Here is a 26,055-nt window from a genome sequence, read left to right as displayed (position 1 = left end):
TTTTGGCTAAAAATTGAATTAACAGTTTTTGTTTACAATCTAGGTTTTTTTAGTTTTGATGAAGATGAAATTATTACGAACTAGCACCACGCGTAGTATTTTTTATCTTCAGCAATGGGTAGAACTCGTCGATCATTATACTAATTGACAAGCATATCATGCGAGTGCACAATGCCTTTTAAGTGAAATTTTAAAGTAAATTGTTCTGCTTTCTATTACACAATAAGCAAATTATAATTTTCGTTTGTACTATCGACTCTATAATATCGTTACAGTTCCTGGATTGTGAGCAATCGTGCGAAAACGTAACGAATTAAAACTTATCTGGGCAACTTACTTAGCTCTTAACTAACTTTTTAGTCTAAGATCTGCAGCTAAATATACAGGAAAACAAAGAGAGACCTTTAATAAAACATGTTGACTCAGGTTTTTATTTCTGATAATATTAGTACGTTGTATTTGTGCCTGCCACAACTACAACCGCACGTTTTAAGTTCAAGTATTCATTTTTATTTAAATGGATCACTACATTACGGCGAGTCTAAGTCAATTACAAGGAGGTGCATATTGATGTACGCAATTATTAAAACAGGTGGTAAACAATATAAGGTTGAAGCCGGTGAAGCAATCTATGTTGAAAAGTTAGCTGCTAATGCAGGTGATAAGGTTACATTTGATGATGTTGTTTTAGTTGGCGGTGAAAAGACTGTCATTGGAACACCAGTTGTAGATGGTGCTAGTGTTACTGGTACTGTTGAAAAACAGGGACGTGAAAAGAAAGTTGTGACTTTCAAGTACAAGCGCAGAAAAGGTTCTCACTCAAAACAAGGTCATCGTCAACCATATACAAAGGTTGTTATCGACGCAATTAATGCCTAAATTAATTTAAGGGAGTGGCATGTTCTGTGATTAAAACACGTTTTTTGTATAATGATAATGCATTTTGCGGTTTTTTGCTTAAAGGGCATGCTGATTCTGGAGAATATGGATATGATATTGTCTGTGCTGCTGTATCTGTGTTAGCGATCAACACTGTTAATAGTTTAGAACAGTTAGCTTTGGTCAAGCCACAAGTTATTTCGGATGAAAAAAATGGTGGGTTCCTCAAGGTCAACGTTAACTTGGATCAGGCTAATGACTCGCCTGTTCAGCTTTTGTTAAATAGTTTCGAGTTAGGGATGCGTAGCATAGCGGATAACTATCAAGATTATATAACTATTGAAGATGAATAATTACCAGGAGGTGTTCGTGTTATGTTAATGAATTTACAATTCTTCTCCAAGCATAAAGGGGGAGGTTCGACATCTAACGGTCGTGACTCAAAGGCTAAGCGTTTGGGTGCCAAGCGTGCCGATGGTCAAACTGTCACATGTGGTTCAATTTTGTACCGCCAACGTGGTACACATATCTATCCAGGTATGAACGTTAAAATTGGCGGGGATGACACACTATTTGCAACTACTGCAGGTGTTGTAAAATTTGAACGTAAAGGCCGTGACAAGAAAAAAGTTTCGGTTTACCCTACAGCTGAATAATTTTCACGCTATTAATGCCGGGATTCCACTTGTGGGGTTCCGGTTTTTTTATTCTAAAATATGAGTGTGAATTTAAAGAACTCTGTTTCATAAAATGTCATGTGGATCAACTTTTGATATACTAGTATTTATAACTCAAATGAAAGGTCTGATTATAAATGGTTACTAATCGGGTTTCCAATTTACAAAAGAAATTCGCTCAATTAAAAATAGACGGCTTTTTAATCACTGACCCGTTAAATATTTATTATTTAAGTGGTTTTGCTGGTGATGCCGGAGTTCTTTTGATCACAGAAAATGATAAATTTTTGATTACTGATTCTCGTTTTGAACAACAAATAAAGACGGAGAATCCTGATTGGAAAGCAGAAATCACAAGAGATTATTTACAAGTAGCTTGCGATATTGCAGCTAACAATCATTTGGCAGCAATTGGGTTTGAAAATACTATTGATTTTGCTTCTTATGATTTTTTGGATGAAACTGCGGAATGTGATATTGTTCCCTTTGACCGAGTCGTTGAACGCATAAGAGCTGTTAAAGATGAAGACGAAATAGCCTTGATCAAAAACAGCTGTGCATTAGCAGATAAGGGCTTTGATTTTGTGATCGACCAACTAAAATCTGGTCAGACAGAATTGGATATTGCCAATGATCTGGATTATTTCATGAAAAAAAATGGAGCGTCCGCGCAGTCTTTTGAAACGATCGTAGCTAGCGGTGAACACACTACTTGGCCGCATGGAACTGCAACTGCTCGTCAAATTACTCAGGGTGATTTGATTACTCTAGATTATGGCTATTTTGTTTCAGGATATACTTCAGATGTTACGCGAACATTTAGTTTGGGTAAGCAAAGTAAGCAAGTAAAAGAGATCTATCAACTAGTATTACAGGCACAACAGGCCACAATTGATGCTGTTGCTCCGGACGTTACAGGTGCTTACCTTGATCAAATTGGCCGATCAATAATCGAAAAAGCTGGTTATGGTGAGTATTTTAATCATGGTATGGGCCATGGGATCGGTTTGGACATTCATGAGTCACCAGATATTGGCAAAAGATTCCCAGATGTAATAAAGCCAGGAGAAATTATTACGATCGAACCGGGAATTTACCTTCCGGGTGTTGCTGGCATTAGAATTGAAGATGATATTTTAGTGACAGAACATGGATATGAATTATTAACTCATGCTAATAAAAATTTGTTAGAAATATAAGAGTTGATTTTTAATTGTTTTTGCTTTGTTAAAGACGTGTTAACTTGACAAAGCAATTGATCCACGTGAAAATAAAGAGTAATAACTTTTTGATTGCGTAGCATAATTTATGTGTACTTAAACGGCATTTGCCAAGGAGGATTATATTTAAATGATTTCAGTAAATAATTTTAAAACTGGGTTAACAGTTGAAATTGATGGCGGATTATGGCGCGTTGTTGAATTTCAACACGTTAAGCCTGGTAAAGGTTCAGCTTTCGTTCGTTCAAAATTAAAGAACTTACGGACTGGTGCTATTCAGGAAAAAACATTCCGTGGTGGGGAAAAAATTAATCAAGCGCAAATCGATCGTAAAAAGATGCAATATCTTTATGCCGATGGTTCTAACTATGTGTTCATGGATACAGAAACATATGAGCAACTTGAATTACCAGAAGAAACGATCAAAGACGAACTAAAATTTTTGAAAGAAAATACTGTTGTCAGTGTCATCATGTATGGTAGTGAAACGTTAGGTGTCGAACTTCCTAATACTGTTGACTTGGAAGTTTCTGCTACAGAACCGGGTATTAAAGGTGATACTGCTTCTGGGGGTTCTAAACCAGCAACGATGGAAACTGGTTTGGTAGTACAAGTTCCTTTCTTCGTTAATGAAGGAGACATGTTAACTATTAATACTGTTGATGGAACTTATATTTCGCGTGCTTAATTTATAAGGAGGTTAGTCATGTCTGACGAAAACAACATTGTTTTAACCAGCAGCCAACCAGACCTGGGAGAAATTAAGATCGCACCTGAGGTTGTTGAAGTAATTATCGGAATCGCAGCCAGTGAAGTTGAAGGCGTTTATTCAATGCATGGGTCAATTGCCAATAGTTTTTCGAAATTATTTGGGCGGCAAGATCGTAAGCAAGGTGTTAAATTAGGCGCAGCACAAAACGAATTAACAGTTGATGTTAATGTTTTCTTGAATTATGGAGTTTCTGTACCTAAAGTAGCTTCTGAAATTCAAGATAAAGTTTCACAACAAGTTTTGTTTATGACTGGCTTACAGTTGGCTTCAGTTGATGTTCATGTTCAAGGTGTTGTTCCTGAAAAAGTAGAGGCAACTGTTGATCCAAACAATATATTTGGAGAAGAAAAAGAGGAAAATAAGTAATGACTACAACAAGGCATATGGTACGCCAAGGTGCTTTTCAAGTGTTATTTGCTTTGCAAAGCAATTTGGACGCGGATCCTGATACGGTTTGCCAACAAATTGCTGTAGATGAATTTGACTTGGAAATCGTTCCAGAATATATGCGGACTTTAGTTCAAGGTGTTTTAATACACCAATCAGAAATTGATGCGTTACTTGCAGAACATTTAAGTTCTAAATGGTCACTTGATCGATTGAGCAAAACTGATTTATTGATTTTGAGATTAGCAACGTACGAAATCAAGTTTGAAAGTGAGACACCTGATAAGGTGGCTTTAAATGAGGCACTCGAGCTCGCTAAAGCATTTAGCGATGATAAATCACGACGTTTTATTAATGGTGTTTTGTCGAACCTCTTATAGTGATTTGTTAAGTCTGAAATAGTGCTTGTCACTGTTCAGGCTTTTTAATTTTGCTGATTTTTTTGGATCAGTCTCTGTAAAGGCTTTTCATTCTCTGACAGTACGTACTAATGCTTAATGTTAAACTCATTTATGAGAATAGTTTTGTATTTGATGATGTGCTAAAATTAGTAGTAAATATTCTTTTTAGGGTATTTAAATGTTAATTTAATGAATGGAGAGAAAGCTTTTTAAAGTAGTGTAAAGTTATGCTAAACCAAGTAAAGTATCTGAAAGAAGCGGATGTTATCTTACCTTTAGCATTGCAAGTAACTGCTAAAATCTGACAACAAACTACAATTTAAAATAAGCTTTGTTGGTGAGCAAAATTATAGTTATGATAGTGATGGCGATTTGACTTTAGTGAAATTTCTATTACTAAAACATTTAAATTAAACAATAGATTTAAATAAAAGAACTGTCATCTATCCAATAATGGTCGATGTTTAGACGGCTCTTAGTAACTTGTAGGTCGGCTAAAGTCATGACATTGTATTAGAGAAGATGAAGTTAGACCAGCAGATAAAAAAGTTTTGCTCGTTTGGTCGATATAAAAAATGATCCATGATGCTTTTTATGACTAGCGTAATGCTGATATAATAAACGATTGATTTTGTGAAAAAAGGAGCTAGAGAATTGACGACAAACAAATACTTAACTGTTACTGCTTTGACACGTTATTTACATAAAAAATTTACAGTTGATCCGTACTTGCAAAAAGTTTTTCTGACCGGTGAGATCTCTAATTTTCGCTTACGTCCAAGGCATCAGTATTTTAGTATTAAAGATGACAATGCTAAAATTAATGTAGTGATGTTTCAGTCTAATTTTAAACGAGTTAAATTTATCCCTGAAGAAGGAATGAAGGTGCTCCTAGTTGGACGTGTCGATTTATATGAGCCTAATGGAACATATCAAATCAACGTTGAAAGTATGCAGCCAGACGGGGTAGGTGCGTTGTATGAAGCATATGAACAATTAAAAAAGAAACTATCTGCTGAGGGCCTTTTTTCTGTTGAAAAAAAAGAAATCCCTCGTTTCCCCAAAAAAATTGCTGTGATCACCAGCCCGTCTGGTGCGGTTATTCGAGATATAATGACAACTGTTAAGCGTCGCTATCCGATCACACAGTTAGTGCTATTCCCGGCTGTTGTACAAGGTGATCAGGCTGCTGATTCACTTGTGGGCCGCTTAAAAGAAGTGGCTCAACATGGTGACTTTGATACAGTAATCATTGGTCGTGGAGGTGGCTCGATCGAGGATTTGTGGCCGTTTAACGAAGAGAAAGTTGCGCGCGAGATTTTTGCTACTAAAATACCTGTGATTTCTTCAGTAGGACATGAGACTGATACAACGATTGCAGATTTGGTGGCTGATTTAAGGGCTCCAACTCCGACAGCTGCGGCTGAGCTGGCCACACCTGTACGTTCTGACGAAATATTAAAATTAAAACAGCAACGATTACGTTTGATTCAAGCTATGAAGACTAATTTAGACCGAAACAAACGCAGAGTGGCTCAACAGACTGATTCATATATTTTCAAAGCACCAGCTCGATTATATGAAGGGTATTTGCAGAAATTAGATTTTTTAAATTCTAAACGTGATGCTGCTTTCCAGCAAAAATTATCTCAAGCTCGAAGCACTCAACTACAATTATTAAGTAAATTAAAGCTGGTTGATCCGCAACCTAGGATCATACAGACTAAAAACACACTTGCTATGGATTACAAGCAACTACAACAAAGCATGAAGCAATATATAATTAAACAGAATAATGAGCTTGCACGATCGGCGGGCAAGTTAAATGCTTTGAGTCCTTTATCTGTAATGGGACGGGGTTACTCTTATATTAGTCAGGATGGAAAAATTTCTAAAAGTGTTAAGGATCTGTCAGCAAACGATACGGTTGTTTTGCACCTGGTAGACGGAACAGCTAGTGCCAAGATCTTAGACACTAAGGAGGAAAAAGATAATGAATGAAGAAAAAAAAGAAGCAACTTTTGAAGAAAATCTAGCAGGTTTAGAAAAAATAGTGACCAAATTGGAACAAGGAGATGTACCCTTAGAAGAAGCTTTAGATTCTTTTCAAAAAGGAGTAAAGTTAAGCAAGGAATTGCAGAAAACATTGGAAAATGCGGAAAAAACTCTGACAAAGGTAATCGATGAGAATGGTGAAGAAGAAATCTTTGAGCAAGGACAAGATGAAAATGAGCAATAAAAGTATTTCTGCTTTACAAGCAGGAGAAATAAGTGAGCTAAATCGGCAAATGCAAAATCGGATAAAAAATCTCGACAATCAGAATGATTTACGTGATGCGATGATGTATTCAGTAATGGCTGGTGGAAAAAGAATTAGACCACTGATAGTTTTTGCTACTTGTTTAAGTTTAAATAAATCGATCTCACCAAGTACCTATGTCGTTGCTGGCAGTTTAGAGTTCATTCATACTTACTCTTTGATTCATGATGATCTTCCTGAAATGGATAATGATGATCTACGTCGTGGTAAACCAACCAACCATAAAATTTATGGACAGGCGATGGCTGTTTTAGCAGGCGATGCTTTGTTAACAGAAGCTTTTAGATGGCTTTCAGAAGTTCAAGTTTCAGCTCAGCGAGGCTTAATGCTAGTTCATAAATTGTCCCAGGCAGCTGGTGCGCTAGGCATGGTCGATGGTCAAGCACGTGACATAAAAGGTGAAGATCAACAACTAAACATAGAGCAATTAAAAATCTTACATGCTGGGAAAACTGGTGCCCTGATCCGCTACGCTTTTGAAGCTGGTGGTGTCTTGGCAAACGCAACCGAAAAACAACAGAAGTTGCTAAGTAAACTTGGTTTAGCATATGGATTAGCATTTCAAATTTATGATGACATTTTAGATGTGACCTCTAGCGAACAAGAAATGGGTAAGGCTGTGCATAAAGATCAGTCAGAAAATAAGAACACATATCCAACTTTGCTCGGCTTAGAAGGAGCCAAAGAATCATTGTCCTATACTTTAGATGAAGCTATTGGTGTATTAGAGCGGATGAAAGATATTGGTGTTGAAACAAAGTTATTTGAAGAATTACTAGCATATTTTAGGATATAAGGTAGAAAAATGAAAAAAGAACGGATCTATGTATTATTAGTAGAACAAGGTTTATTTGAAAGCTATGAACAAGCAAAAAGGGCTGTAATGGCTGGGGAGATCTTGGGAGAAAATGAGGAACGTTTAGATAAACCAGGGATGAAAGTTGATTCAACAGTAAAGCTTCATTTTAAAGGTACAAAAATGCCGTATGTCAGTCGGGGTGGTTTAAAGTTAGCTAAAGCTTTGAAAGTCTTCAAGATCGACTTAACTGGTCGAACTGTTTTAGATATTGGCTCATCGACAGGTGGCTTTACTGATGTGGCTTTACAAAATCACGCGCGTTTGAGTTATGCTTTAGATGTTGGTACCAATCAACTTGCCTGGAAACTGCGTCAAGATAAACGAGTAGTTGTCATGGAAAATACAAACTTTCGTTATAGTACTTTAGCTGACTTTTCGGAAGGACAGCCGGATTTTGCTTCAATTGATGTTTCGTTTATTTCTTTGCGATTGATATTGCCAACATTGTACCAAATCTTGCAAACGGGGCAAGACGTCGTGGCATTGATCAAACCCCAATTTGAAGCAGGTCGAAAAAAGGTTGGTAAACATGGGATCGTTCGTGAAAAAGAAACTCATTTAGAAGTTTTGAAAGATATTTTGGACTTTGCAAAAGAGACTGGCTATGATATTAGTGGGCTTGATTTTTCTCCAATTACTGGTGGGACAGGTAATATTGAGTTTATTGCTCATTTTATTTCTTGTCCTGAAGGCCAAAAGGGACGTGATCTTCTACAAGTTCCATTTAGTGATATTGTCAAAAAAGCTCATCTAACTTTGCTGCATTAATTTTCCAATGTTAACTTGTTAAAAATAGAAATTTTTGAAGTGTGGGGTAAGAAGATTACATGAAGAAGCATGAACGGCATAAATTATTAAAACAACTATTAGTTGAAAATACAGTTTATCGGCAAGAAGATCTAGTCAATTTAATGGCTCAGCGTGGTATTGAGGTTACACAGGCCACGATCTCACGGGATATCAAACAATTGCAGTTGATCAAAGTCCCGTTAAATGATGGCAGTTATCGTTATACGCTACCTTCTGAAAAAGAAGTTGATACTACAATGAAATTAAAGAAAACTTTACAAGATGCCTTTGTTGATGCGGATATTCATAATGAAATGTGTGTTCTTAAAGTTCAACCTGGAAATGGTCCCACTGTTTCAAGTTTGATCGAGCAAGTGGATTATCCTGAAATTTTTGCCTGCATTAGTGATGATGATACCGTGATGATTTTTAATCGTTCGACCCAAGGGGCGGTTAAAATTCAAGATAAGTTAGAAACAATGGCAAGTGAGAATTAAAAAAACACGAGATCAGAATTGTGAGAGCGCCACTTACCTACAAATGAATTTCATTGGAGGTGAAAGTATTTGTTAAGTAGTTTAACTATTAAAGATTTTGCAATTATTGATAAAATTCAAATTGACTTTCAACCTAAAATGACTGTGTTAACAGGTGAAACTGGGGCAGGAAAGTCGATCGTGATAGACGCTTTAGGACTATTAGCAGGCGGACGCGGATCATCTGATTATATTAGAAAAGGTAAAAAAAAGGCCTTGTTACAGGCACTTTTTATCTTGCCAGAAGATGCACGATCTTATCAGATACTAGATGAGATCGGTGTTAGTTACGATTATAGTGGGCTGATTTTACAACGGGAATTGTATCGTAATGGGCATAATATCTGCCGGATCAATGGTGAACTGGTAAATTTAGCTAATATGCGTAGGGTTGGTGAAACACTGATCGATATTCATGGTCAAAATGAGCATCAAGAATTAATGCATCCGGAAAAACATTTGTCATTGTTAGATAGTTTTGCTGACAAACAAATTGGTTCTTTAAAAGAAAATTATTATCAAAGTTATCAGCGTTATCGGCAAGAAAAAGATAGCTTAGAAAAAAAAGAAAAACATGAAAAAGAGTGGGCCCAACGCCTAGATATGTTACAGTTTCAAGTTCAAGAAATTAAGACTGCCCAATTACAAACAGATGAAGAAGAGCAGTTAACGGAAGAGAAATATCAACTGGATAATTATCAAGCGATTCATGATGCTCTTGAAAATAGTTACCAGCTTTTATCTGGTGAAGATATTGATGCGTTAGGTCAAGTCGGATCTGTGATGGAACAAATACAACGTGTTTCAGGACTTTCATCTGATTTGGGACAAATTAGTCAACGTGTTACTGATGCATACTATGGTTTAGCTGATTCAGTGCATGAGATATCTAATCAACTTTCAACCATGGAATGGGATGAGGATCGTTTAGACCAAATTGAACACCGCCTTGAAGACATACATCAATTAAAAAGAAAGTATGGAAGTTCTATTCCTGAGATCTTGAGTTATTATCAGAAAATAAAGGCTGAACTGAAAGATATGCAAAAAACTGGAGCTGACTCAGATGAACAAAAAGCCTATGTTGAACAGTTATTAAGAGATTCTAAGCAATCAGCGCATAAGTTATCACAACAACGAAAAAAAGCTGCCGTGCAATTAGAAAAGGCGGTACACAAAGAACTAAAAGCTTTGTATATGGGAAAAGCGATTTTTAAAGTCAAATTTTTAGATAATTCGAATGATGATTTGAATGCACAAGGAATGGATCAAATTGAATTTTATATTCAAACTAACCCAGGTGAATCAATGGGCCCATTATCACGTATTGCCTCTGGTGGGGAGTTGTCTCGAATTATGTTGGCATTAAAGACGATTTTTGCTCAGCGTCAGGGTGTAACCAGTATTATTTTCGATGAGGTCGATACAGGAGTAAGCGGCCGTGTTGCGCAAGCCATAGCTGAGAAGATTAGTTTGATCGCGCAAAATTCACAAGTTTTATGTATTACACATCTGCCTCAAGTGGCTGCTGTTAGTGACCATCATTATCTAGTAGAAAAGAAAATTCAAAAGGGACGGACAGAAACCAGTGTCAAGCAATTGGCACGTTTTGACAAAGTGGAGGAACTGGCTAGAATGCTTGCAGGAACTGAAATTACAGATCTAGCTCGTGAACATGCCGCAGAATTGTTGAAATTGGGTCATCCATAATTATGCTTCTCAAGCAAAAAGAGCCAAATACTCAGCCACTCAGGGCTGGTAATATTTGGCTTTTTATTATTCTTTTAAGTTTAACTGATAAAGTCTCTATATAGACCGATAACTTTACCTAAAACAGTCACTGAATCTAAAATGATCGGAGCCATTGTGTCATTTTCCGGTTGCAAACGGAAATGGTCCTTTTCTTTAAAGAATCGTTTGCAGGTTGCTTCATTATCGTCTGTCATTGCAATGATAATATCGCCGTTATCTGCTGAACGTTGTTGTCTAACGATCACTTCATCCCCATCAAGAATACCGACATTGATCATGCTTTTGCCCCTAATGGTTAGCATAAATAAATCCTGTGCGGAATCATAGTTCGGTGGTAAAGGAAAGTAGTCAGTGGTTTCTTGCACCGTTAAAATAGGATTACCAGCGGTAACAGTCCCTAAAACAGGGATTTTACTTGTTTTTGCTGATATTCCAAGTGCTTCCATTCCGGCAGTTGTAATTTCTAAAGCACGGGGTTTAGTTGGATCTTTACGTATATAGCCGCGTTTTTCTAAACGTGCAATGTGCCCATGAACAGTTGATGTTGAAGAGAGATCGACTGCTTCACCGATTTCTCGGACAGTAGGTGGATAACCTTTCTCATGTACACATTCGTAGATGAATTTTAGCACGGAGATTTGTCGTTCTTCGATCATTTTTGACATCACGAACACCTCATTTATTTTTATAGCTTAAGCGTATCATAATAAGGGGCCTATTTCAAACTAATGTTCGGATGATATGCTTGAGTTTTTAAGATGTGTATATTAAGATGAAAAGAAAATCTCTATTAGGAAAGAGGCAAATAAATGGATAATGGTATCCCTCAAAATTTAATTGATAGGATCAATGAGCTAGCTAATAAGAAAAAAAAGACGGGATTAACAGAAAGGGAACAAGAAGAGCAAAAACGTTTGCGTTCGACTTATTTGAGCATGTTTCGTGAAAGTTTTCGCAGTCAACTTGAAATGACCCAGGTTTATGATAAAAAAGGAAAAGAAGTTACACCAGATAAAGTAAAAAATATTCAAAGAAAGCGCGGTTTGCGTGACGACTAAAAATATTTACTAGCTAAAAATATGGAGAAGGTCAGGTATTTTATTATGACCTCTTTATTTTTTGTGTCTAATTGTGTAAACTTAACTAAGTAAGCAAAAGTTATGGAAGGGAGTAGTTGATGATGTCCACACCAGTTTGGATTTTTATCGTCATCATCGCATTAATTTTGGGGCTTGTTGGTGGCTTTTTTGGAGCTCGTAAATATATGGAAAGTTATTTGCAAAAGAACCCACCGATCAATGAACAAATGTTAAGACAAATGATGTTACAGATGGGCCAAAAGCCTTCAGAAAAGAAATTAAATCAAATGATGACATCCATGAAAGCTAATTATGGAAAGAAAAAATAAAGTCATTTTTAATAAAAAAAGCCGGGTAATTTACCCGACTTTTTCTTTAACCTTATTTATTTGAATGATTGGAAACATCCACATATTTGAAAGATGGATCGATCTGTTGATCAAGTTTCTCAAATTCAGTTTTCATTTGTAACAGAAGATCATTTTGATATTCCTCTGTCATTTTTGCTTTACGATCTGGATATATTGGTTCACCAAATGCGACTGTTACTGATTTACGTGTAAACAGTTGTTTAAAAGTTAATGGGCCCTGATAAACTGTTGGAACTATCGGTACACCTGAAAGCTTAGCAATTAAAGCGACACCGCCTTTCATTTCTTGTGAATGGCGTGTTCCAGAAGGAAACATAATTAATGAAATATCTCGTTTACGTAACCATTTAATGGGAGTTTTTACCGCTGAAGGTCCGGGATGTTTTCTGTCAACTGGAAAAGCATTTGCGTGCTTCAAAATAAAGCGTAAAATTGGATTTTTAAAGAGTTCTTTTTTTGCCATAAACGAAAATGGCTTAGGAGAAGCCGCAAGGGCAAAGTAGATCATGTCAAACCAAGCGCGATGAGGCCCGACTAGAATATAATTACCTTCAGGAAGTTTTTCCTTGTTAAGATAGTGGCTATTACCATTGATGATTGCCACGATAACTCGTGCAACAACACGAATAAATGAGTAGAACATCGGGTGACATTCCTTTCTAAAAAATTAGTATCAAGAACAATATACATAGTTATTATAACAGTTGCAAGTTTGAATGGAAGAAAGTGTTTAAGGATGAAAAATGATATTCAGTTATTTCCAGGTGAAAGAGTTGACGAACTCTACGCCAATGACATTAAAATTATTCAGAGTTCAGAAGTTTTTTCTTTTTCGCTAGATGCGGTTTTATTGGCGGATTTTACCAAACCAGTACTAAAGAAAAAGGGTAGGATAGTTGATCTTTGCTCAGGCAACGGCGCAGTGGGCTTGTTTTTGGCTAAAAAAACTCGTGCACATATTACTCAAGTTGAAGTACAGCCTCGATTAGCTGACATGGCCCAGCGAAGTATTTCACTAAATAAACTAAGTGAACAAGTTTCGACCTTGAATATTGATTTAAATGATATTTTTGGTCAGCTTTCTAAAGATTCTATTGATACGATCACTTGTAATCCACCATATTTCGCAAATCAACCAACAAGTAAAAAAAATCCTAATCCTTATTTGGCCATAGCCCGCCATGAAAGCTCGGCCACCTTAGCGCAAATTATTTCCACTATTAGCAGTTTACTTAAAATGGGAGGCAAGATGTATATGGTACATCGTCCTGATCGACTCCAAGAGATTTTGCGGTTATTGGATTCTTTAAGGCTTGTACCGAAAAGGATCCGACTTGTTTTTCCAAAAAAGGAACGTGAAGCCAATATGGTATTGATAGAAGCTATCAAAGATGGAAATCCAGGTGGATTAAGATTTGTGCCTCCGATAGTAGTCTATGATGAAAATAATCAATATTTGCCGGAAGTCAGAAGGGTTTTATATGGAACAGATTAAGCGCTACTTTTTTTATGTTTTGTTATGTGCTGATCAAACATTATATGGTGGGTTTACAATTGATCTAAAACGGAGATTAAACCAACATAATGCAGGTACGGGTGCCAAATACACTAGAAATAAACGTCCTGTTAAAATGATCTATCATGAAGAATTTTACACTAAATCAGAGGCCTTAAAGGCTGAATATGCTTTTAAACATCAAACGAGATCTAAAAAAGAACTTTTTTTATTAAAGCAAGGAGTGGATCTGTCTAGTCTAGGGTAATTTAAGCCAAGTTTGTTATAATGTTTAACTCTATCTAGTCAAATGTTATTGCAATTGAATCTATAATCATTTACAATAGAACAGGTGTCTTGTTGACGCTTAATTCACACTCTGTATGCTGGGTGAGTGGTGCTTGATCAAATGAGTTCTCACCAAATGAATACAGGGGAGGAAAAAAACTATATTCGGAGGTATTTAATAATGGCAGTTATTACTATGAAACAATTGCTTGAAGCTGGTGTTCATTTTGGACATCAAACACGTCGTTGGAACCCTAAGATGAAGAAATATATCTTTACAGAACGTAATGGTATCTATATCATCGATTTGCAAAAAACAGTTAAGTTGATCGATAAAGCTTATAACTTTATGAAAGAAACAGCTGAAAATGATGGTGTTGTTCTTTTTGTCGGGACAAAAAAACAAGCTCAAGACTCGATCGAAGAAGAAGCAACACGTGCAGGCCAATACTATGTTAACCATCGTTGGTTAGGTGGTACTTTGACTAACTGGAATACTATTCAGTCACGTATTAAACGTTTGAAAGACTTAAAGAAGATGTCTGAAGACGGGACATTTGATATTTTGCCTAAGAAGGAAGCAGCTCAGTTGACCAAAGAAATGGAAAAACTGCAAAAATTCCTTGGTGGTATCGAAGATATGCCTCATATTCCAGATGCTGTCTTTATCGTTGATCCACGTAAGGAAAGAATTGCTGTTAAGGAAGCTCAAAAATTGAACATTCCGATTGTTGCCATGGTTGATACAAATGCTGATCCTGATGAGATCGACGTTAAAATCCCATCAAACGATGATGCAATTCGTGCCGTTCGTTTGATTACATCTAAGATGGCAGATGCTGTTATCGAAGCAAACCAGGGCGAAGAAAATGAACAAGTTACCGAAGAAACATTCGGCAAAAAAGATGAAAAAGTAGATTCCATCGAAGATATCGTTGAAGCAGTTGAAGGCAACAACGATCATAAGGATGCTGAATAGCTAATTTCAACTCAGGCTGTCTTAGATGTTGGGTAAGTTTGCCTAATGGTCTGAGGCAGCTTTTTTAAAGAAAATATTTATAAGGAGGCCATTAAGTTATGGCAAAGATTTCTGCTTCTCAAGTAAAAGAACTACGTGACACGACAGGTGTTGGTATGATGGATGCCAAAAAAGCATTAGTAGCAACAGAAGGCGATAGTGCAAAGGCAATTGATTTCTTGCGTGAAAAAGGAATGGCTAAAGCTGCCAAGAAAAGTGGCAATGTTGCCGCAGAAGGTTTGGCAAATGTGTTAGTTTCAGGCAATTCTGCTGTTATCCTAGAAGTTAACGCTGAAACAGACTTTGTTGCTCAAAACGAAAAGTTCCAAAATTTAGTAAAACATATTGGTGAAGTTTTGTTAGAAAACAAACCTGCTGATCTAGAAGCTGCTTTGGCTGTTAAAACAGATAAAGGTACTCTAAACGATGAATTAGTTGAAGCTACACAAGTTATCGGTGAAAAAATCAGCTTGCGCCGTTTCCAAATTGTTGAAAAAGAAGATAACGACAATTTCGGAGCATACTTGCACATGGGTGGCGAAATCGCAACTTTAACTGTTGTTGAAGGTGCAGATGCTGAAACTGCTAAAGATGTTGCTATGCACGTTGCTGCTATCAACCCACAATTTGTTAACCGTGACGAAGTTCCTGCAGACCAGGTTGCTCATGAAAAAGAAGTTTTGACTGAAGAAGCTAAAAATGAAGGCAAACCAGAAAAAATTATTGAAAAAATGGTCACTGGTCGTTTGAACAAATACTTTGCTGAAATTACTTTAGATGATCAAGATTTTGTTAAAGATTCAGATCAAACTGTTGCTAAGTATGTTGCATCTAAGAGTGGTAAAGTTAAGAGCTTTATTCGTTATGAAGTTGGCGAAGGTATGGAAAAGAAACAAGATGACTTTGCAGCTGACGTTATGAATCAAGTTAAGTAATTAGTTGCTAATATCTTTAAATTAAAAAATAATTTCAATAATACACATGTATGGCTGTGACTGTATATGTGTTTTTATATACAAAAATGGAGCTGGGACATAACTAGCTGTGAGATTCTAAAAGGGCCGTCGATCTATTCCATTTTGAAATGGGTTAAATCGACGGCCCTTAAACGTGTTCCAAAACAGCTTTTGTCCCACTTTCTAAAAACTGACAGGTCTCATCTATTTACATTGTTATCGTGAGTGATTTTAGCCAATTAGTTGGAACCAGATGATTTTGATCACTGCTGTGATCTTTTTTCATGATGACTTGTTGAGGGTTGATATATGAAATAAATTCGTTTAATTCACTTTGTGAGAGTGTGCAAAGTTGTTTTTGATGTATTAAACCTTCAGTGCTAACTGCGTATGGATGCAAGACAGCCGGATCAAAAAAAGTATCTGAATTTTTAAGTTGCTGACTTTGTTCCATTTGAATTATTATATTTGTATTTTTTTCGGGTAGACGCTCAACGCTAAAGAAATCATCAAATGGATAAAAACTGTGCAAAATTTGCCAGTAATTTTTATCCCAGATAATTGGTGTCTGATTTGTTTTGGCTGTTTTATCATAGCGATATAAACGTTCCGGATCAAAAGGAGAAAGCAAAGCTGTTAATGGCTGTTTTGTCTTATGCTTAGAAATGAACTTAGTTAGCATTTCCTGCATACCATTTTCAGATAAAATGTTTTTGGGTCGATTTAATGGTGCTATTTGTGAGCCTAATACCAACTGATCGATATTTTGTTCATGGAAGCCTTTTTTCCACTTTTTTATTCTCTTTTTATGATTACCGTGATTATAAAATGAATCGCAATATCCTAAAGTATTATGTGGCCCATTAGCTAAAATTGACATACTACCGAACTGACCATCATCATTTGAAAAAGCAGTAAGGCTGATGTTACCAATTTTAACTGCATATTTATATGGCAATACTTTCAAATTTAATTGTACAGGTTTGAGTAAATTTACTTTGGTCAATTTTTGTATCAGTTTTAAGAGTTCAAAGGATACATAAACCGGTTTAGAACTCCTATAGTTATTCATAAAATCGAGTGTATCAAAATCTAAGTGTGTCAGGATAATAAAATCATGTTTTTCTAGAGGTGTTCGCTCATTTAAAATTGGATCACATAAAATTTGTGCCTGTTCCGTTTTTAATATTAGATAATTATTAGGCAAATACTTCACCATCTTTGTTTATTTATAAGTTTGCGTCAGTATTAAAGTTTAGTACTGATAGATCAGTTGACGCTGTGACCAACTCACTGATCAGCTGTTCCATTTTATCTAGTCCTAATTGTTGCATTTTGATATTTTGTTCTGTTAAATATTTTACTAGTTTCTCACCGGTTAATGTTTTAGCAGTTTGATCACTTTCGTGTAACATATTAGAAAGTGTGATCGTGGTGTCTTTTTGCGCATCTTTTAGTAGATTTTGTAATTCAGTATAATGTCCGTCGACTAAGACACCGACTAGTTTATAAGTCCAATAAGCTGAGTCTTTACTATATTTTTGTTTACCAACTTTGTAGGCAGGGTGAACGTCAGTTGCTCCGGCATAAGTGGGAATAAAAACACTTTGTGCCGTGACACCCATTGCAAGCCAATGAATACCTGCAATTTCTTTAGGAAGATCAGGACGGATCTGTAGGATGTGTGACTCTTGTGTTTTCGCTAAACTGATCGGTCTAAATTTGCGTTTTTGATCCTCTGTTCCAAAACCTAACGGATCATAAGGTGTATTTTGAAAATGTGAACCTAGTACATATTTAAAATCATCTAACCCTAGTAAACGATCAGCTTTTCGTATGAAAGGTAGCTCTTGATTCATAGGTTCTTGTTTGATCTCAGGGTTAAATATTTTTTGACCATACCAGACACGTGGGGTGCTGTAAATCTCGTCTGATAGATCATGTGTCCCAAAAATATTTCTAAAATTAAAGTTGTCAGCATGTGGATTTAGATGATTTTCTGTGACAAATTCTTGAATATTTGTAGCATACATAAAATCGTCGGGCCGTGAAAAATCAATCTCTTGGATGGCCAGTTGGTTGGCCACTACTGCATATGAATCATCAGGTATCCGTTGAGCGACCCACTGGTGTCCACTTCCTGTTTCAAGATACCAAACTTCAGTGCTATCGGAAAATAAGATGCCATTACTTTCACTAGTACCATATTTTTCAATTAGCTGACCTAAACGTTTTACACCTTCGCGTGCAGTATGGATATATGGTAAGACAACAGTTAACATTGCTTCTTCACTAATACCATCTTTTACTAAGGGGTCATAACCTAAAACACGTTCATTTGCGTAGGCACTTTCGGTTGCACTCATAGCCACACCATATTCATTGATCCCATCTTCTTCAAAAACACCAAATTTATCAGTCCACTCTGGTGTAGCTGAATATTTAGCACGTATTTGAGGTAGTTTGATTTTAAAGCCGTTATCAGGAGAAACAAACTCTTGTGTTTCTGCGTATTCCTTGTGTGCATGAATCTGCATATATTTAGGCCAGGCACTTTTTGAATCTTCATTTCTTGCGATAATAGTCGAGCCATCAAGTGTTGCATTCTTACCGGCTAAAATGCTGGTACAGGCTGAAAAATCATTTTTACTGAAAGACATTATTTTTCTCCTTAAATTTACAAATATTAAAGCGGCATTTTTATTTGACCGCAATTGATTTATTGCTATTCTATCATAGATCAAGTTATATAGTGGCAGACTTTGATCGTCTTTAACTTCAAATGGATGTGTATTGCTTTTTGTCATTATTCTAAGTTAAGATACATGTTAAGTATTTACGATCAACAAATATGAAATCCTAGTGGAGGTACTTAGTTTGCTAGATAATTTAAAATTGAATGAAGCAGGTCATTTGCAAATTGGTGGTGTTGATTCATTACAATTGGCACATGAATATCAAACGCCACTGATTGCTTATGATGTCAGCTATATAAAAAAAGAAATTGCATCTTTTAAGGATGCCTTTGTAAAAGCAGGGGTCAAGTATCGCATCGTCTATGCTAGTAAAGCTTTTTCTGCTAAGGCGATTTATCGTCTTTTACAACAAGAAGGCGTAGGATGTGATGTTGTTTCAGGCGGAGAACTATATGCAGCAATAAAAAGCGGTGTGGATCCTGAAATGATTGAATTTCATGGTAATAATAAAACTCCGGCCGAATTGGAATATGCGATAAAAGAAAATATTGGTTGTATTGTCGTGGATAATTTTTATGAAATTGAGTTGATAGAAAAAATTTGTGTAAGTAAAAATAAGATAGCACATGTTGTTTTAAGAGTGGCACCAGGAATTGAAGCTGAAACACATAAATATATTTCCACTGGTCAATCGAATTCAAAATTTGGTTTTGATTTGGATTCTGGCCAAGCCCAAGAAGCATTAGTACAAATGCTACGTTCACCTTGGTTTGAAATACGTGGAGTTCACTGTCATATTGGTTCACAGATATTTTCTGTTGCTGGATTTAAAATGGCTGCTGTCAAAATGGTACGTTTATTGTGGGATTGGAAAGAAAAATACGATTTTAAGGCCCAAATTTTAAATCTGGGCGGTGGTTTTGGTATTAAATATAGTGAAAACGATCATCCAATTGAGCCAGTTGAGTTTGTTCGTGCAATCATTCAAACAGTACAAGCTGAAATAAAAAAATATGAGTTGACCTTGCCTGAGATCTGGGTCGAACCTGGCCGTTCGTTGATTGGAGAGGCAGCAACAACTCTATATACGACAGGTTCAATGAAAAAAGTGCCGGATCTATGTAACTTTATTGCAGTAGATGGCGGAATGGGGGATAATATTCGCCCAGCTTTGTATGGTGCTAAATATGCAGCATTTTTAGCTACCGATCCATATGCGCCTACCACACAGGTTGCAACTGTTGTGGGTAAGTATTGTGAATCAGGTGATGTTTTAGTCTCTGATCAAGAATTACCTGAAGTAAAACCAGGCGACATTTTAGCGATGCCAGCGACTGGAGCTTATGGCTATTCGATGGCATCTAATTATAATCGTAATGGCCGGCCGGCAGTTGTATTTTGTGAAGACGGGCACGCTAAGTTGGTGCTTAAACGAGAAACATATGCAGATATGATGAACTTAGAAGTTGATTAGTATAATTAGGGTATTAAAAAATACAGGACTGTGAATTGAGGTCCTGTATTTTTTGGTGTATGCAATTTTTGTTCACAACTATTCTGCTTGTAAGAGATTTTGTTCAAGGTATTGGGCTAGTCCATCGTGATCATTATCAACAGTGGTGACAACGTTAGCAACATCTTGGATCCATGAAGATGCGTTTTTCATCGCAACTCCAGTACCAGCGTATCTCAACATTTCGATATCGTTTTGTTCGTCGCCAAAAGCGATAATATTTTGCCGGGGAATATTAAAGTGCTGCGTCAAAAATTTTAAACCAACTTTTTTATTGATATTTTTTGGAGAAAGTTCTAAGACAGGTGCTGGTCCGCCCCATACACTAACGGTGACATCTGAATCGTAAGTTTTTTGTAGTTGTTGTGTGATCTCTGCTTTTTTAAAAGGATTAACTAACATCGTGATGGCAGAGGGGTCTTTAGTTAGATTTATTTTGTTTAAGACATCTTGTGAACGTGAAGCTGCAGGGAAAAAGGGCGACAACGACCCATCCGTTGAATCTGTGAGAGTTAATCCCTTGCCTTCCGCAGCGATGGCCTGGATTCCAAGCGTACTTTTAGAAGCCAATATATCTAACACGATCTCCTTTTGAAAAGTGATCTCGTAGGAATCATTTGACTGACTATGAGGAAAATGACCTACAGCACCATTAAAATTGACCATTGGCGTTTTAAGCCCCAACTCATCGTAATAGTTGAGAGCCATTTTGTCTGAACGGCCGGTCACTATCGTCACGATATGTCCTGCTTGACTGACAGCTTGGAGCACATTTTTAGTTTTGGGAGAAATTTGACTGGATGAATTCAAGGTCGTCCCGTCTAAATCTAAGGAAATCAGTTTCTGTTGCATCAAGAAAGCCCCCTAAAATATGAATGAAATACCATTAAAATACCATAATGTGGTACTTTTTTCTAGCCAGCTTAATTGATCCTGGAATGCTTAGGTTAGATACTAAAGACATTAAAGCAAGCTTGAAAGCCTGTAAATCAATGATTATATACAATAGTGTTTTACTCTGCTATAATTTATATGTTTAGTAATTGGAGGGAATTAAATGATCACCGTGAATGAAAAAATGGTTTCAGGCCTGCCTGTGTTAGAAGTTGTTGATGCTGATCTAATACAGAAAAAATTACCATTAGTCGTTTTCTATCATGGGTGGACTAATTGTAAAGAAGTTGTCTTGACCCAGGGCTATGAACTAGCCAAACAAGGTTTTAGGGTGGTTTTACCGGAAGCTTTATTTCATGGAGTACGAGCTGAAGGAAAGGTAACAGATCATTTTGTCTCATTTTGGAAAATACCATTACATTCAATCTCTGAGTTTCCGATAATAGTTCAACATTATCGAACTAAGAACTTAATTTTGGGCGATAAAATTGGTGTAGGTGGGTTTTCTATGGGGGGGATCACTACTTGTATGTTGATGGCTGTAAATTCTGAAGTTAAAGCTGGGGTGGTCTTGTCAGGCACACCTAGCCCAGTTAAATTTTGTCAGCAATTGTTAGGCTTGTTGCCCGATGATGTCACACTATCAAAAGAATTCGTTGATGCACAGTTAAATGAGCTGACGGGGTACGATCTATCTATGCATCCAGAAAAAATATTAAATCGCCCGTTACATTTTTGGCATGGAAGTGCCGATGAAAAAGTTCCCTGTGATTTAACGGAACAATTTGTTGAATTAACAAAAGATGACCCTCAAACACAAAATGTGACGATGCATATCAGTGATGGGGCTCAGCATAAACTTTCTTACGCTGTAACACAGGAAATGGTTCAGCGATTTGTTAGTTATTTGCAATAAAAGGAGTTTGAGATATATGAACGAAAAAGCAAGAACAACACAAGAAATCAAAGATGATATCCTTGCTCATTTACAGACAGTGATCGATCCAGAATTAGGAATAGATATTGTCAATTTAGGCTTGATCTATAACATTGAACTAGATGATGATGGAACATGTCTGATTGAAATGACATTAACAACTATTGGTTGCCCATTAACAAATATTTTGGCAGATATGGTCGAGTCTGCTTTAAAGGATGTGGCGGAGATCAAAGATGTGGACGTTGAGTTTATTTGGGAACCTGAATGGACGATCGACCGCATGACCCGATATGCTAAAATGGCTTTAGGTATTCATTAATTTAAAGGGAGTTACATGATTTGTTTAGAAATAAAACATTTTTAACAATTTTAAATGCTTGTTTAGCGTTTTTTGCTGTATTTATTTTTTTTCAAGTCCAACAACGTGATATCGTGATTAGACTGAATGATCATAATTTATCAAGGGATACCTATCAAGTTGAACTTAAGCAAAATTTGACGGTCGCTCAAATCAATCAAAAATTAAGGGATTCAAGTCAAATGGATGATCTTCAAGTTCATTATCAGCCTAAAGGTCCATCTAAGTTAACTTATTTTTACGGTAAAGGTTCTTATGAAACTACACCGATGATTTCAGGGAGCTTTTTTTCTAAAAATGATTTTGTTTCAGATCTAAGTGTGGCAGTTGTCGGACAAAATTTAAAATCAAAATTGTATACACCGAAAGATCAGGCCTATCTAAGATTAAACGGTAAATATGTTCCAGTTATTGGGGTAATGGGAGAAAAGTTTGATTCTAACTTAGACGATCAAATTTTTATTGCACCTTCTAAAGAAAAAATGAAACAGATGAGAGCTGAACAATATGATATCCTGATCGATGGTTCCAAGGAATTAAAAGAATCTACTGTCAAATCGATTTTACCGGTTAAAAAAATCCATAAAAGCCATTTGCAACAATTTGTTATGACAAATTGGGAATGGATGACAGCACATTGGCTTGAACTTGTCGGATTGTTGGCAATTATTGTGACATTAGTTGTTGAAATTTTCTTATGGCGCTATACGTCACAACGTTTTTATGCACATGCTATTAAGTCTGGCGTCAGGTCAGATCAACTTGAATTAAACGAATGGGCCAGCTACTCATTGTTTAATGGTTTAGGTTTTTTAGCGGGAGCTTTTATTGGGGGATTAACTTTTAGTTTACAAAGTTATAGACCATTAGTGTCATACTTAGCAGTTAGTTTCATATTATCAAGTTTATTATTTATATTCGTAGTTAAAAGAGGTATTAAAAAAATTAAATGAAGTTACCACAAGATTTTGTAGTTAAATACGGCCAGTTGCTAGGCGATAAATCTGATGATTTTTTTGCTAGTTTTGATCAACCTTCAGAAAAGGGGTTTAGGATCAATCCTCTTAAAGATAATCCTAAAAAAATTCAGTATTCCCTAAAGAAGCCAGTAGAATATACAAGAACTGGATATTATGGTAATGTCAGCGGTAAATCGTTGGAGCATCAAAGTGGTTATGTCTATAGTCAGGATCTAAGTGCAATGTACGTAGCTGAAAATGTGACAATTTCAGCTGACAGTAAGATTTTAGATCTTTGTGCTGCCCCTGGAGGCAAATCTACGCAAGTCGCCTCTTTAATGAATAATAACGGCTTGCTGGTTTCTAATGAGATCAATCATTCACGTGCTAAGATCTTAGTTGAAAATGTCGAACGGATCGGTGCTAGAAATGTGATAATTTTAAATGAATCTCCAGCAAAACTAGAGAATGTTTTTAAGGGATATTTTGATCAGATTTTAGTCGATGCTCCATGTTCTGGTGAGGGGATGTTTCGTAAAGATAATAATGCAACGTCGTATTGGAGTAAGGACTATCCGCAACAGTGTGCCTTGAGGCAAAAAGAAATTTTAGCTTCTGCTTATCAAATGTTAGCGCCAGGCGGAAGTATAGTTTATTCAACGTGTACTTTTTCTCCAGAAGAAGACGAACAAATCATAGCTTGGTTGGTAGAACAATATCCAACACTGCAGATTCAATTAGTGAAAAAATACCAGGGGATGGATGCAGGACAGCCAGGTTTTGCTAATGGTAATCCTAATTTGAGTAAAACTGTCCGTCTTTGGCCACACCGTTTCAGAGGTGACGGACATTTTATTGCGAAGTTAACAAATTTGACAGATGAGGTAGAGACAAAAAAACCCAAGAAAAAAAATAAGAATAAAAGACAACGACAAACAAAAAACTTAACGGATGAACAATCTAAGTTATGGAAAGAGTTTGCTCGAGATTTAACTAGTGAATTACGCTTTAATGATAGAGATCTACGTTGTTACGGTGGCCATCTCTATTTTTATCATCATGAATGGCCTGATATTTCTCAATTGAAATTCATGCGTCCAGGTTTATTGCTGGGGGAATTTAAAAAGAAACGTTTTGAACCAGCTTATACATTGGCACTAGCACTACAGCCGCAAGAATTTGCACAAACGTTATCTTTTTCTAAGACAGAGTGGGCTACTTATGTACATGGTGATACAGTTCAAATACACAATGAAGTCCCCAACGGATGGAAACTTCTGTTATGTGACGGTAAGCCGTTTGCATTTGGAAAAGTAGTAAATAAAACAGTAAAGAATTTCTTTCCAAAAGGCTTAAGGTTTAGCCAATGATGAGTTTTGTATATTACAAAATTTAATTACTGATTTAATTGAACTTTAAATTCGATAAAAAGCCTACATGCGAATTTATATCGGCATGTAGGCTTTTTGCTATATACAATTTTAAAGTTGCTGTTTATATACTAAGAGTTTATTGGATAATAAAACTTTTTCATTCTGGACTTCAGCGACATCGCGGCAACCTAATAAAAGCATGATTTTTGCAATTTGCATTTTTAGGTCTTTGACAAGTTGGTCTAAGCCTTCATCGCCTTGTTTAATTAAGGTATGTAAGAAAAGTCCAGAAATTCCGACATTGTCCGCACCTAAGGCTAAGCACTTCACGATATCCAAGGCATTACGAATTCCACCAGAGGCTGTGATCGAGAAGTCATTTTTGAAGCTCTGGGCTGCGAGTAATGACTTAGCAGTAGACAAGCCAGAATCTGTGAGGAAAGAATATTCTTTACGATGTCTTCGTTGATTTTCAATGGTAATGAAATTAGTCCCCCCGTAACCGGCAATGTCAACATATTTGACACCTATTTTTTTAAGTTTTGCTAGTGTTTTAGGAGAAAGCCCCATGCCAACTTCCTTAACGATCACAGGTACTGGAGATTTATTTACAACTTCTTTCAGTTGTTTTACCCAATAAAATGACCGGTCTCCTTCAGGCATAACTAATTCCTGGGCTGGATTAAGGTGGATCTCTAATATTTGAGCATCGGTCATCTTGATTGCCTTTAAAGCATTCTCAATTCCATGTGATGCCCCTAAATTGGCGATCATAATCCCATCAAGATCAGTTTCACGAGCGATTTTAAAAGACTGTGCTGCGTCTTCATTAGCTAGTGCAACACTTTGAGAGCCAGTTGCTAAAGCAAGATCGTTTTCATGTGCTACTTTGGCCAGACGGCGGTTAAGTTTACCAGTTTCTGGACTTCCACCTGTCATAGCGTTGATAAAAAAAGGGGCTGAGATGGATTTATCGGCCAATTTAGTTGAGATATCAATATCATTAATTCCCAATTCTGGAAGACTGTCAAAGTTCAATTGTATTTCGCTCAAATCATTTAAGGAATTTTCCTGGTACAATTTCTCGGCAATAATGTAATGTTCATCTTTGCGATGTGCCTGAATATCCATATGGTAACTTCCTCCAGTCTAATTGATGACGTCATGCACTTTTAAATTTAGGGGTTCGATTCCTTCAGACTGCCATGCAGTATAAACTTCTAGTGGGTCAGTTTTTTTATTTAACGCAACGATGCCACAGTCACCACCACCAGCTCCTGAAGATTTAGCAACACCACCAAATGATTCTGCTATTTCTATTAGACGATGTAATTTAGGAGTTTCTAATTCTAAATTACTAAATTTAGCCATTTCGTTTAAGATTTGGCGGTTTTGTTGTAAACCTCGTTGTATTTGAGCTAAAGATCCATTACGAAATCCGTCAATAATGCGGTGTAAGCAAGTTTTACTATTTGTTAAAAATTGATCGTATTTAGCTTTTTTTTCAGCTTTTCTTAACCCGA

The 26,055-nt window shown here is 36.4% G+C and carries 30 protein-coding genes, 1 pseudogene and 1 other annotated feature; of the genes and pseudogenes, 24 read left to right on the top strand and 7 right to left on the bottom strand.

What is annotated here, in order from left to right; genetic code table 11:
- Nucleotides 1-468 precede the first annotated feature (468 nt).
- Nucleotides 469-553: a sequence feature (ribosomal protein L21 leader region), on the top strand.
- Between the two features lie 17 nt (nucleotides 554-570).
- From rplU to recN, 13 genes are all read left to right on the top strand, one after another.
- Complete coding sequence (rplU, locus tag LACPOB_RS0107620; protein WP_017868244.1) at nucleotides 571-879, top strand: 50S ribosomal protein L21; 309 nt, start codon at nucleotides 571-573, stop codon at nucleotides 877-879.
- A gap of 26 nt (nucleotides 880-905) precedes the next feature.
- The gene (locus LACPOB_RS0107615; protein ID WP_017868243.1) at nucleotides 906-1,232 is read left to right on the top strand and encodes a ribosomal-processing cysteine protease Prp; all 327 of its coding nucleotides are present in this window, start codon (nucleotides 906-908) and stop codon (nucleotides 1,230-1,232) included.
- 21 nt (nucleotides 1,233-1,253) lie between these two features.
- Nucleotides 1,254-1,535, top strand: coding sequence for a 50S ribosomal protein L27 (gene rpmA, locus LACPOB_RS0107610; RefSeq protein ID WP_017868242.1), 282 nt, complete (start codon nucleotides 1,254-1,256; stop codon nucleotides 1,533-1,535).
- A 158-nt stretch (nucleotides 1,536-1,693) separates the two neighbouring features.
- The gene (locus LACPOB_RS0107605) at nucleotides 1,694-2,755 is read left to right on the top strand and encodes a M24 family metallopeptidase (RefSeq protein WP_017868241.1); all 1,062 of its coding nucleotides are present in this window, start codon (nucleotides 1,694-1,696) and stop codon (nucleotides 2,753-2,755) included.
- A gap of 151 nt (nucleotides 2,756-2,906) precedes the next feature.
- Nucleotides 2,907-3,464 (top strand): elongation factor P, encoded by a 558-nt coding sequence (efp, locus tag LACPOB_RS0107600; RefSeq protein ID WP_017868240.1) that lies wholly within the window; start codon nucleotides 2,907-2,909, stop codon nucleotides 3,462-3,464.
- Nucleotides 3,465-3,482: 18 nt separating this feature from the next.
- Nucleotides 3,483-3,914 (top strand): Asp23/Gls24 family envelope stress response protein, encoded by a 432-nt coding sequence (locus tag LACPOB_RS0107595; RefSeq protein ID WP_017868239.1) that lies wholly within the window; start codon nucleotides 3,483-3,485, stop codon nucleotides 3,912-3,914.
- A complete protein-coding gene (gene nusB, locus LACPOB_RS0107590) occupies nucleotides 3,914-4,315 on the top strand; it encodes a transcription antitermination factor NusB (RefSeq protein WP_017868238.1) in 402 nt (133 codons plus the stop codon). The genes LACPOB_RS0107595 and nusB overlap by 1 nt, the downstream gene beginning before the upstream one ends.
- A gap of 675 nt (nucleotides 4,316-4,990) precedes the next feature.
- Complete coding sequence (xseA, locus tag LACPOB_RS0107585; RefSeq protein ID WP_017868237.1) at nucleotides 4,991-6,337, top strand: exodeoxyribonuclease VII large subunit; 1,347 nt, start codon at nucleotides 4,991-4,993, stop codon at nucleotides 6,335-6,337.
- Entirely contained in the window at nucleotides 6,330-6,575 is a 246-nt protein-coding gene (locus LACPOB_RS0107580) for an exodeoxyribonuclease VII small subunit (protein WP_017868236.1), read from the top strand. Before xseA ends, LACPOB_RS0107580 begins: the two co-directional genes overlap by 8 nt.
- A complete protein-coding gene (locus LACPOB_RS0107575) occupies nucleotides 6,565-7,452 on the top strand; it encodes a polyprenyl synthetase family protein (RefSeq protein WP_017868235.1) in 888 nt (295 codons plus the stop codon). Before LACPOB_RS0107580 ends, LACPOB_RS0107575 begins: the two co-directional genes overlap by 11 nt.
- Before the next feature lie 9 nt (nucleotides 7,453-7,461).
- A complete protein-coding gene (locus LACPOB_RS0107570; RefSeq protein ID WP_017868234.1) occupies nucleotides 7,462-8,283 on the top strand; it encodes a TlyA family RNA methyltransferase in 822 nt (273 codons plus the stop codon).
- A 59-nt stretch (nucleotides 8,284-8,342) separates the two neighbouring features.
- Nucleotides 8,343-8,801: an arginine repressor gene (locus LACPOB_RS0107565; protein WP_017868233.1), complete on the top strand. Its 459-nt coding sequence runs from the start codon at nucleotides 8,343-8,345 to the stop codon at nucleotides 8,799-8,801.
- Between the two features lie 69 nt (nucleotides 8,802-8,870).
- Complete coding sequence (gene recN / locus LACPOB_RS0107560) at nucleotides 8,871-10,550, top strand: DNA repair protein RecN (RefSeq protein WP_017868232.1); 1,680 nt, start codon at nucleotides 8,871-8,873, stop codon at nucleotides 10,548-10,550.
- Between the two features lie 80 nt (nucleotides 10,551-10,630).
- On the opposite strand, the gene lexA is transcribed toward recN, so the two are convergent.
- Entirely contained in the window at nucleotides 10,631-11,257 is a 627-nt protein-coding gene (gene lexA, locus LACPOB_RS0107555) for a transcriptional repressor LexA (RefSeq protein WP_017868231.1), read from the bottom strand.
- A gap of 144 nt (nucleotides 11,258-11,401) precedes the next feature.
- Here lexA and LACPOB_RS0107550 point away from each other — a divergent pair, with 144 nt between their 5' ends.
- Both LACPOB_RS0107550 and LACPOB_RS0107545 read left to right on the top strand, forming a co-directional pair.
- Entirely contained in the window at nucleotides 11,402-11,650 is a 249-nt protein-coding gene (locus LACPOB_RS0107550) for a DUF896 domain-containing protein (RefSeq protein ID WP_017868230.1), read from the top strand.
- Between the two features lie 122 nt (nucleotides 11,651-11,772).
- Nucleotides 11,773-12,000, top strand: a complete 228-nt coding sequence (locus LACPOB_RS0107545; protein ID WP_017868229.1) for a YneF family protein — start codon at nucleotides 11,773-11,775, stop codon at nucleotides 11,998-12,000.
- A gap of 52 nt (nucleotides 12,001-12,052) precedes the next feature.
- On the opposite strand, the gene LACPOB_RS0107540 is transcribed toward LACPOB_RS0107545, so the two are convergent.
- Entirely contained in the window at nucleotides 12,053-12,685 is a 633-nt protein-coding gene (locus LACPOB_RS0107540; protein WP_017868228.1) for a lysophospholipid acyltransferase family protein, read from the bottom strand.
- Between the two features lie 93 nt (nucleotides 12,686-12,778).
- Here LACPOB_RS0107540 and LACPOB_RS0107535 point away from each other — a divergent pair, with 93 nt between their 5' ends.
- The 4 genes from LACPOB_RS0107535 (at nucleotide 12,779) to tsf (ending at nucleotide 15,778) form a co-directional block, all read left to right on the top strand.
- A complete protein-coding gene (locus tag LACPOB_RS0107535; RefSeq protein WP_017868227.1) occupies nucleotides 12,779-13,537 on the top strand; it encodes a tRNA1(Val) (adenine(37)-N6)-methyltransferase in 759 nt (252 codons plus the stop codon).
- Complete coding sequence (locus LACPOB_RS0107530; RefSeq protein ID WP_017868226.1) at nucleotides 13,524-13,805, top strand: GIY-YIG nuclease family protein; 282 nt, start codon at nucleotides 13,524-13,526, stop codon at nucleotides 13,803-13,805. The genes LACPOB_RS0107535 and LACPOB_RS0107530 overlap by 14 nt, the downstream gene beginning before the upstream one ends.
- A 201-nt stretch (nucleotides 13,806-14,006) precedes the next feature.
- Nucleotides 14,007-14,804 carry a 30S ribosomal protein S2 gene (gene rpsB, locus LACPOB_RS0107525; RefSeq protein WP_017868225.1) on the top strand — a complete coding sequence of 266 codons (798 nt, stop codon included), beginning with the start codon at nucleotides 14,007-14,009 and terminating at the stop codon, nucleotides 14,802-14,804.
- A 98-nt stretch (nucleotides 14,805-14,902) separates the two neighbouring features.
- The gene (gene tsf / locus LACPOB_RS0107520; protein ID WP_017868224.1) at nucleotides 14,903-15,778 is read left to right on the top strand and encodes a translation elongation factor Ts; all 876 of its coding nucleotides are present in this window, start codon (nucleotides 14,903-14,905) and stop codon (nucleotides 15,776-15,778) included.
- A gap of 229 nt (nucleotides 15,779-16,007) precedes the next feature.
- Here the strand turns inward: tsf and LACPOB_RS0107515 are convergent, their stop codons facing one another.
- Both LACPOB_RS0107515 and LACPOB_RS0107510 read right to left on the bottom strand, forming a co-directional pair.
- Nucleotides 16,008-17,015 (bottom strand): hypothetical protein, encoded by a 1,008-nt coding sequence (locus LACPOB_RS0107515; protein WP_235803856.1) that lies wholly within the window; start codon nucleotides 17,013-17,015, stop codon nucleotides 16,008-16,010.
- 13 nt (nucleotides 17,016-17,028) lie between these two features.
- Nucleotides 17,029-18,459 (bottom strand): C69 family dipeptidase, encoded by a 1,431-nt coding sequence (locus tag LACPOB_RS0107510; protein WP_017868222.1) that lies wholly within the window; start codon nucleotides 18,457-18,459, stop codon nucleotides 17,029-17,031.
- Nucleotides 18,460-18,676: 217 nt separating this feature from the next.
- On the opposite strand from LACPOB_RS0107510, the gene lysA reads away from it, so the two are divergent.
- Nucleotides 18,677-19,969 (top strand): diaminopimelate decarboxylase, encoded by a 1,293-nt coding sequence (lysA, locus tag LACPOB_RS0107505; protein WP_017868221.1) that lies wholly within the window; start codon nucleotides 18,677-18,679, stop codon nucleotides 19,967-19,969.
- A gap of 78 nt (nucleotides 19,970-20,047) precedes the next feature.
- Here the strand turns inward: lysA and LACPOB_RS0107500 are convergent, their stop codons facing one another.
- Nucleotides 20,048-20,860: a Cof-type HAD-IIB family hydrolase gene (locus LACPOB_RS0107500; protein ID WP_017868220.1), complete on the bottom strand. Its 813-nt coding sequence runs from the start codon at nucleotides 20,858-20,860 to the stop codon at nucleotides 20,048-20,050.
- Between the two features lie 205 nt (nucleotides 20,861-21,065).
- Between LACPOB_RS0107500 and LACPOB_RS0107495 the strand changes: the two genes are divergently transcribed.
- The 4 genes from LACPOB_RS0107495 to LACPOB_RS0107480 are packed head-to-tail and all read left to right on the top strand — an operon-like array spanning nucleotide 21,066 to nucleotide 24,529.
- Nucleotides 21,066-21,818 (top strand): alpha/beta fold hydrolase, encoded by a 753-nt coding sequence (locus LACPOB_RS0107495; protein WP_017868219.1) that lies wholly within the window; start codon nucleotides 21,066-21,068, stop codon nucleotides 21,816-21,818.
- A gap of 16 nt (nucleotides 21,819-21,834) precedes the next feature.
- Nucleotides 21,835-22,161: a metal-sulfur cluster assembly factor gene (locus LACPOB_RS0107490; RefSeq protein ID WP_017868218.1), complete on the top strand. Its 327-nt coding sequence runs from the start codon at nucleotides 21,835-21,837 to the stop codon at nucleotides 22,159-22,161.
- A 20-nt stretch (nucleotides 22,162-22,181) separates the two neighbouring features.
- Nucleotides 22,182-23,153: an ABC transporter permease gene (locus LACPOB_RS0107485; RefSeq protein WP_017868217.1), complete on the top strand. Its 972-nt coding sequence runs from the start codon at nucleotides 22,182-22,184 to the stop codon at nucleotides 23,151-23,153.
- On the top strand, nucleotides 23,150-24,529 hold the full coding sequence (locus tag LACPOB_RS0107480) for an RsmB/NOP family class I SAM-dependent RNA methyltransferase (RefSeq protein WP_017868216.1): 1,380 nt from the start codon (nucleotides 23,150-23,152) through the stop codon (nucleotides 24,527-24,529). The genes LACPOB_RS0107485 and LACPOB_RS0107480 overlap by 4 nt, the downstream gene beginning before the upstream one ends.
- Before the next feature lie 111 nt (nucleotides 24,530-24,640).
- Here the strand turns inward: LACPOB_RS0107480 and fni are convergent, their stop codons facing one another.
- Nucleotides 24,641-25,663: a type 2 isopentenyl-diphosphate Delta-isomerase gene (gene fni, locus LACPOB_RS0107475; protein ID WP_017868215.1), complete on the bottom strand. Its 1,023-nt coding sequence runs from the start codon at nucleotides 25,661-25,663 to the stop codon at nucleotides 24,641-24,643.
- 18 nt (nucleotides 25,664-25,681) lie between these two features.
- Nucleotides 25,682-26,055 (bottom strand): annotated as a pseudogene (locus LACPOB_RS13100) (phosphomevalonate kinase); the annotation flags it as partial.

The organism is Ligilactobacillus pobuzihii E100301 = KCTC 13174, assembly GCF_000349725.1.
GTDB lineage: Bacteria > Bacillota > Bacilli > Lactobacillales > Lactobacillaceae > Ligilactobacillus > Ligilactobacillus pobuzihii.
The sequence above is the reverse complement of the archived record's forward strand: the minus strand, read 5'-3'. Positions and strand labels throughout refer to the sequence as shown.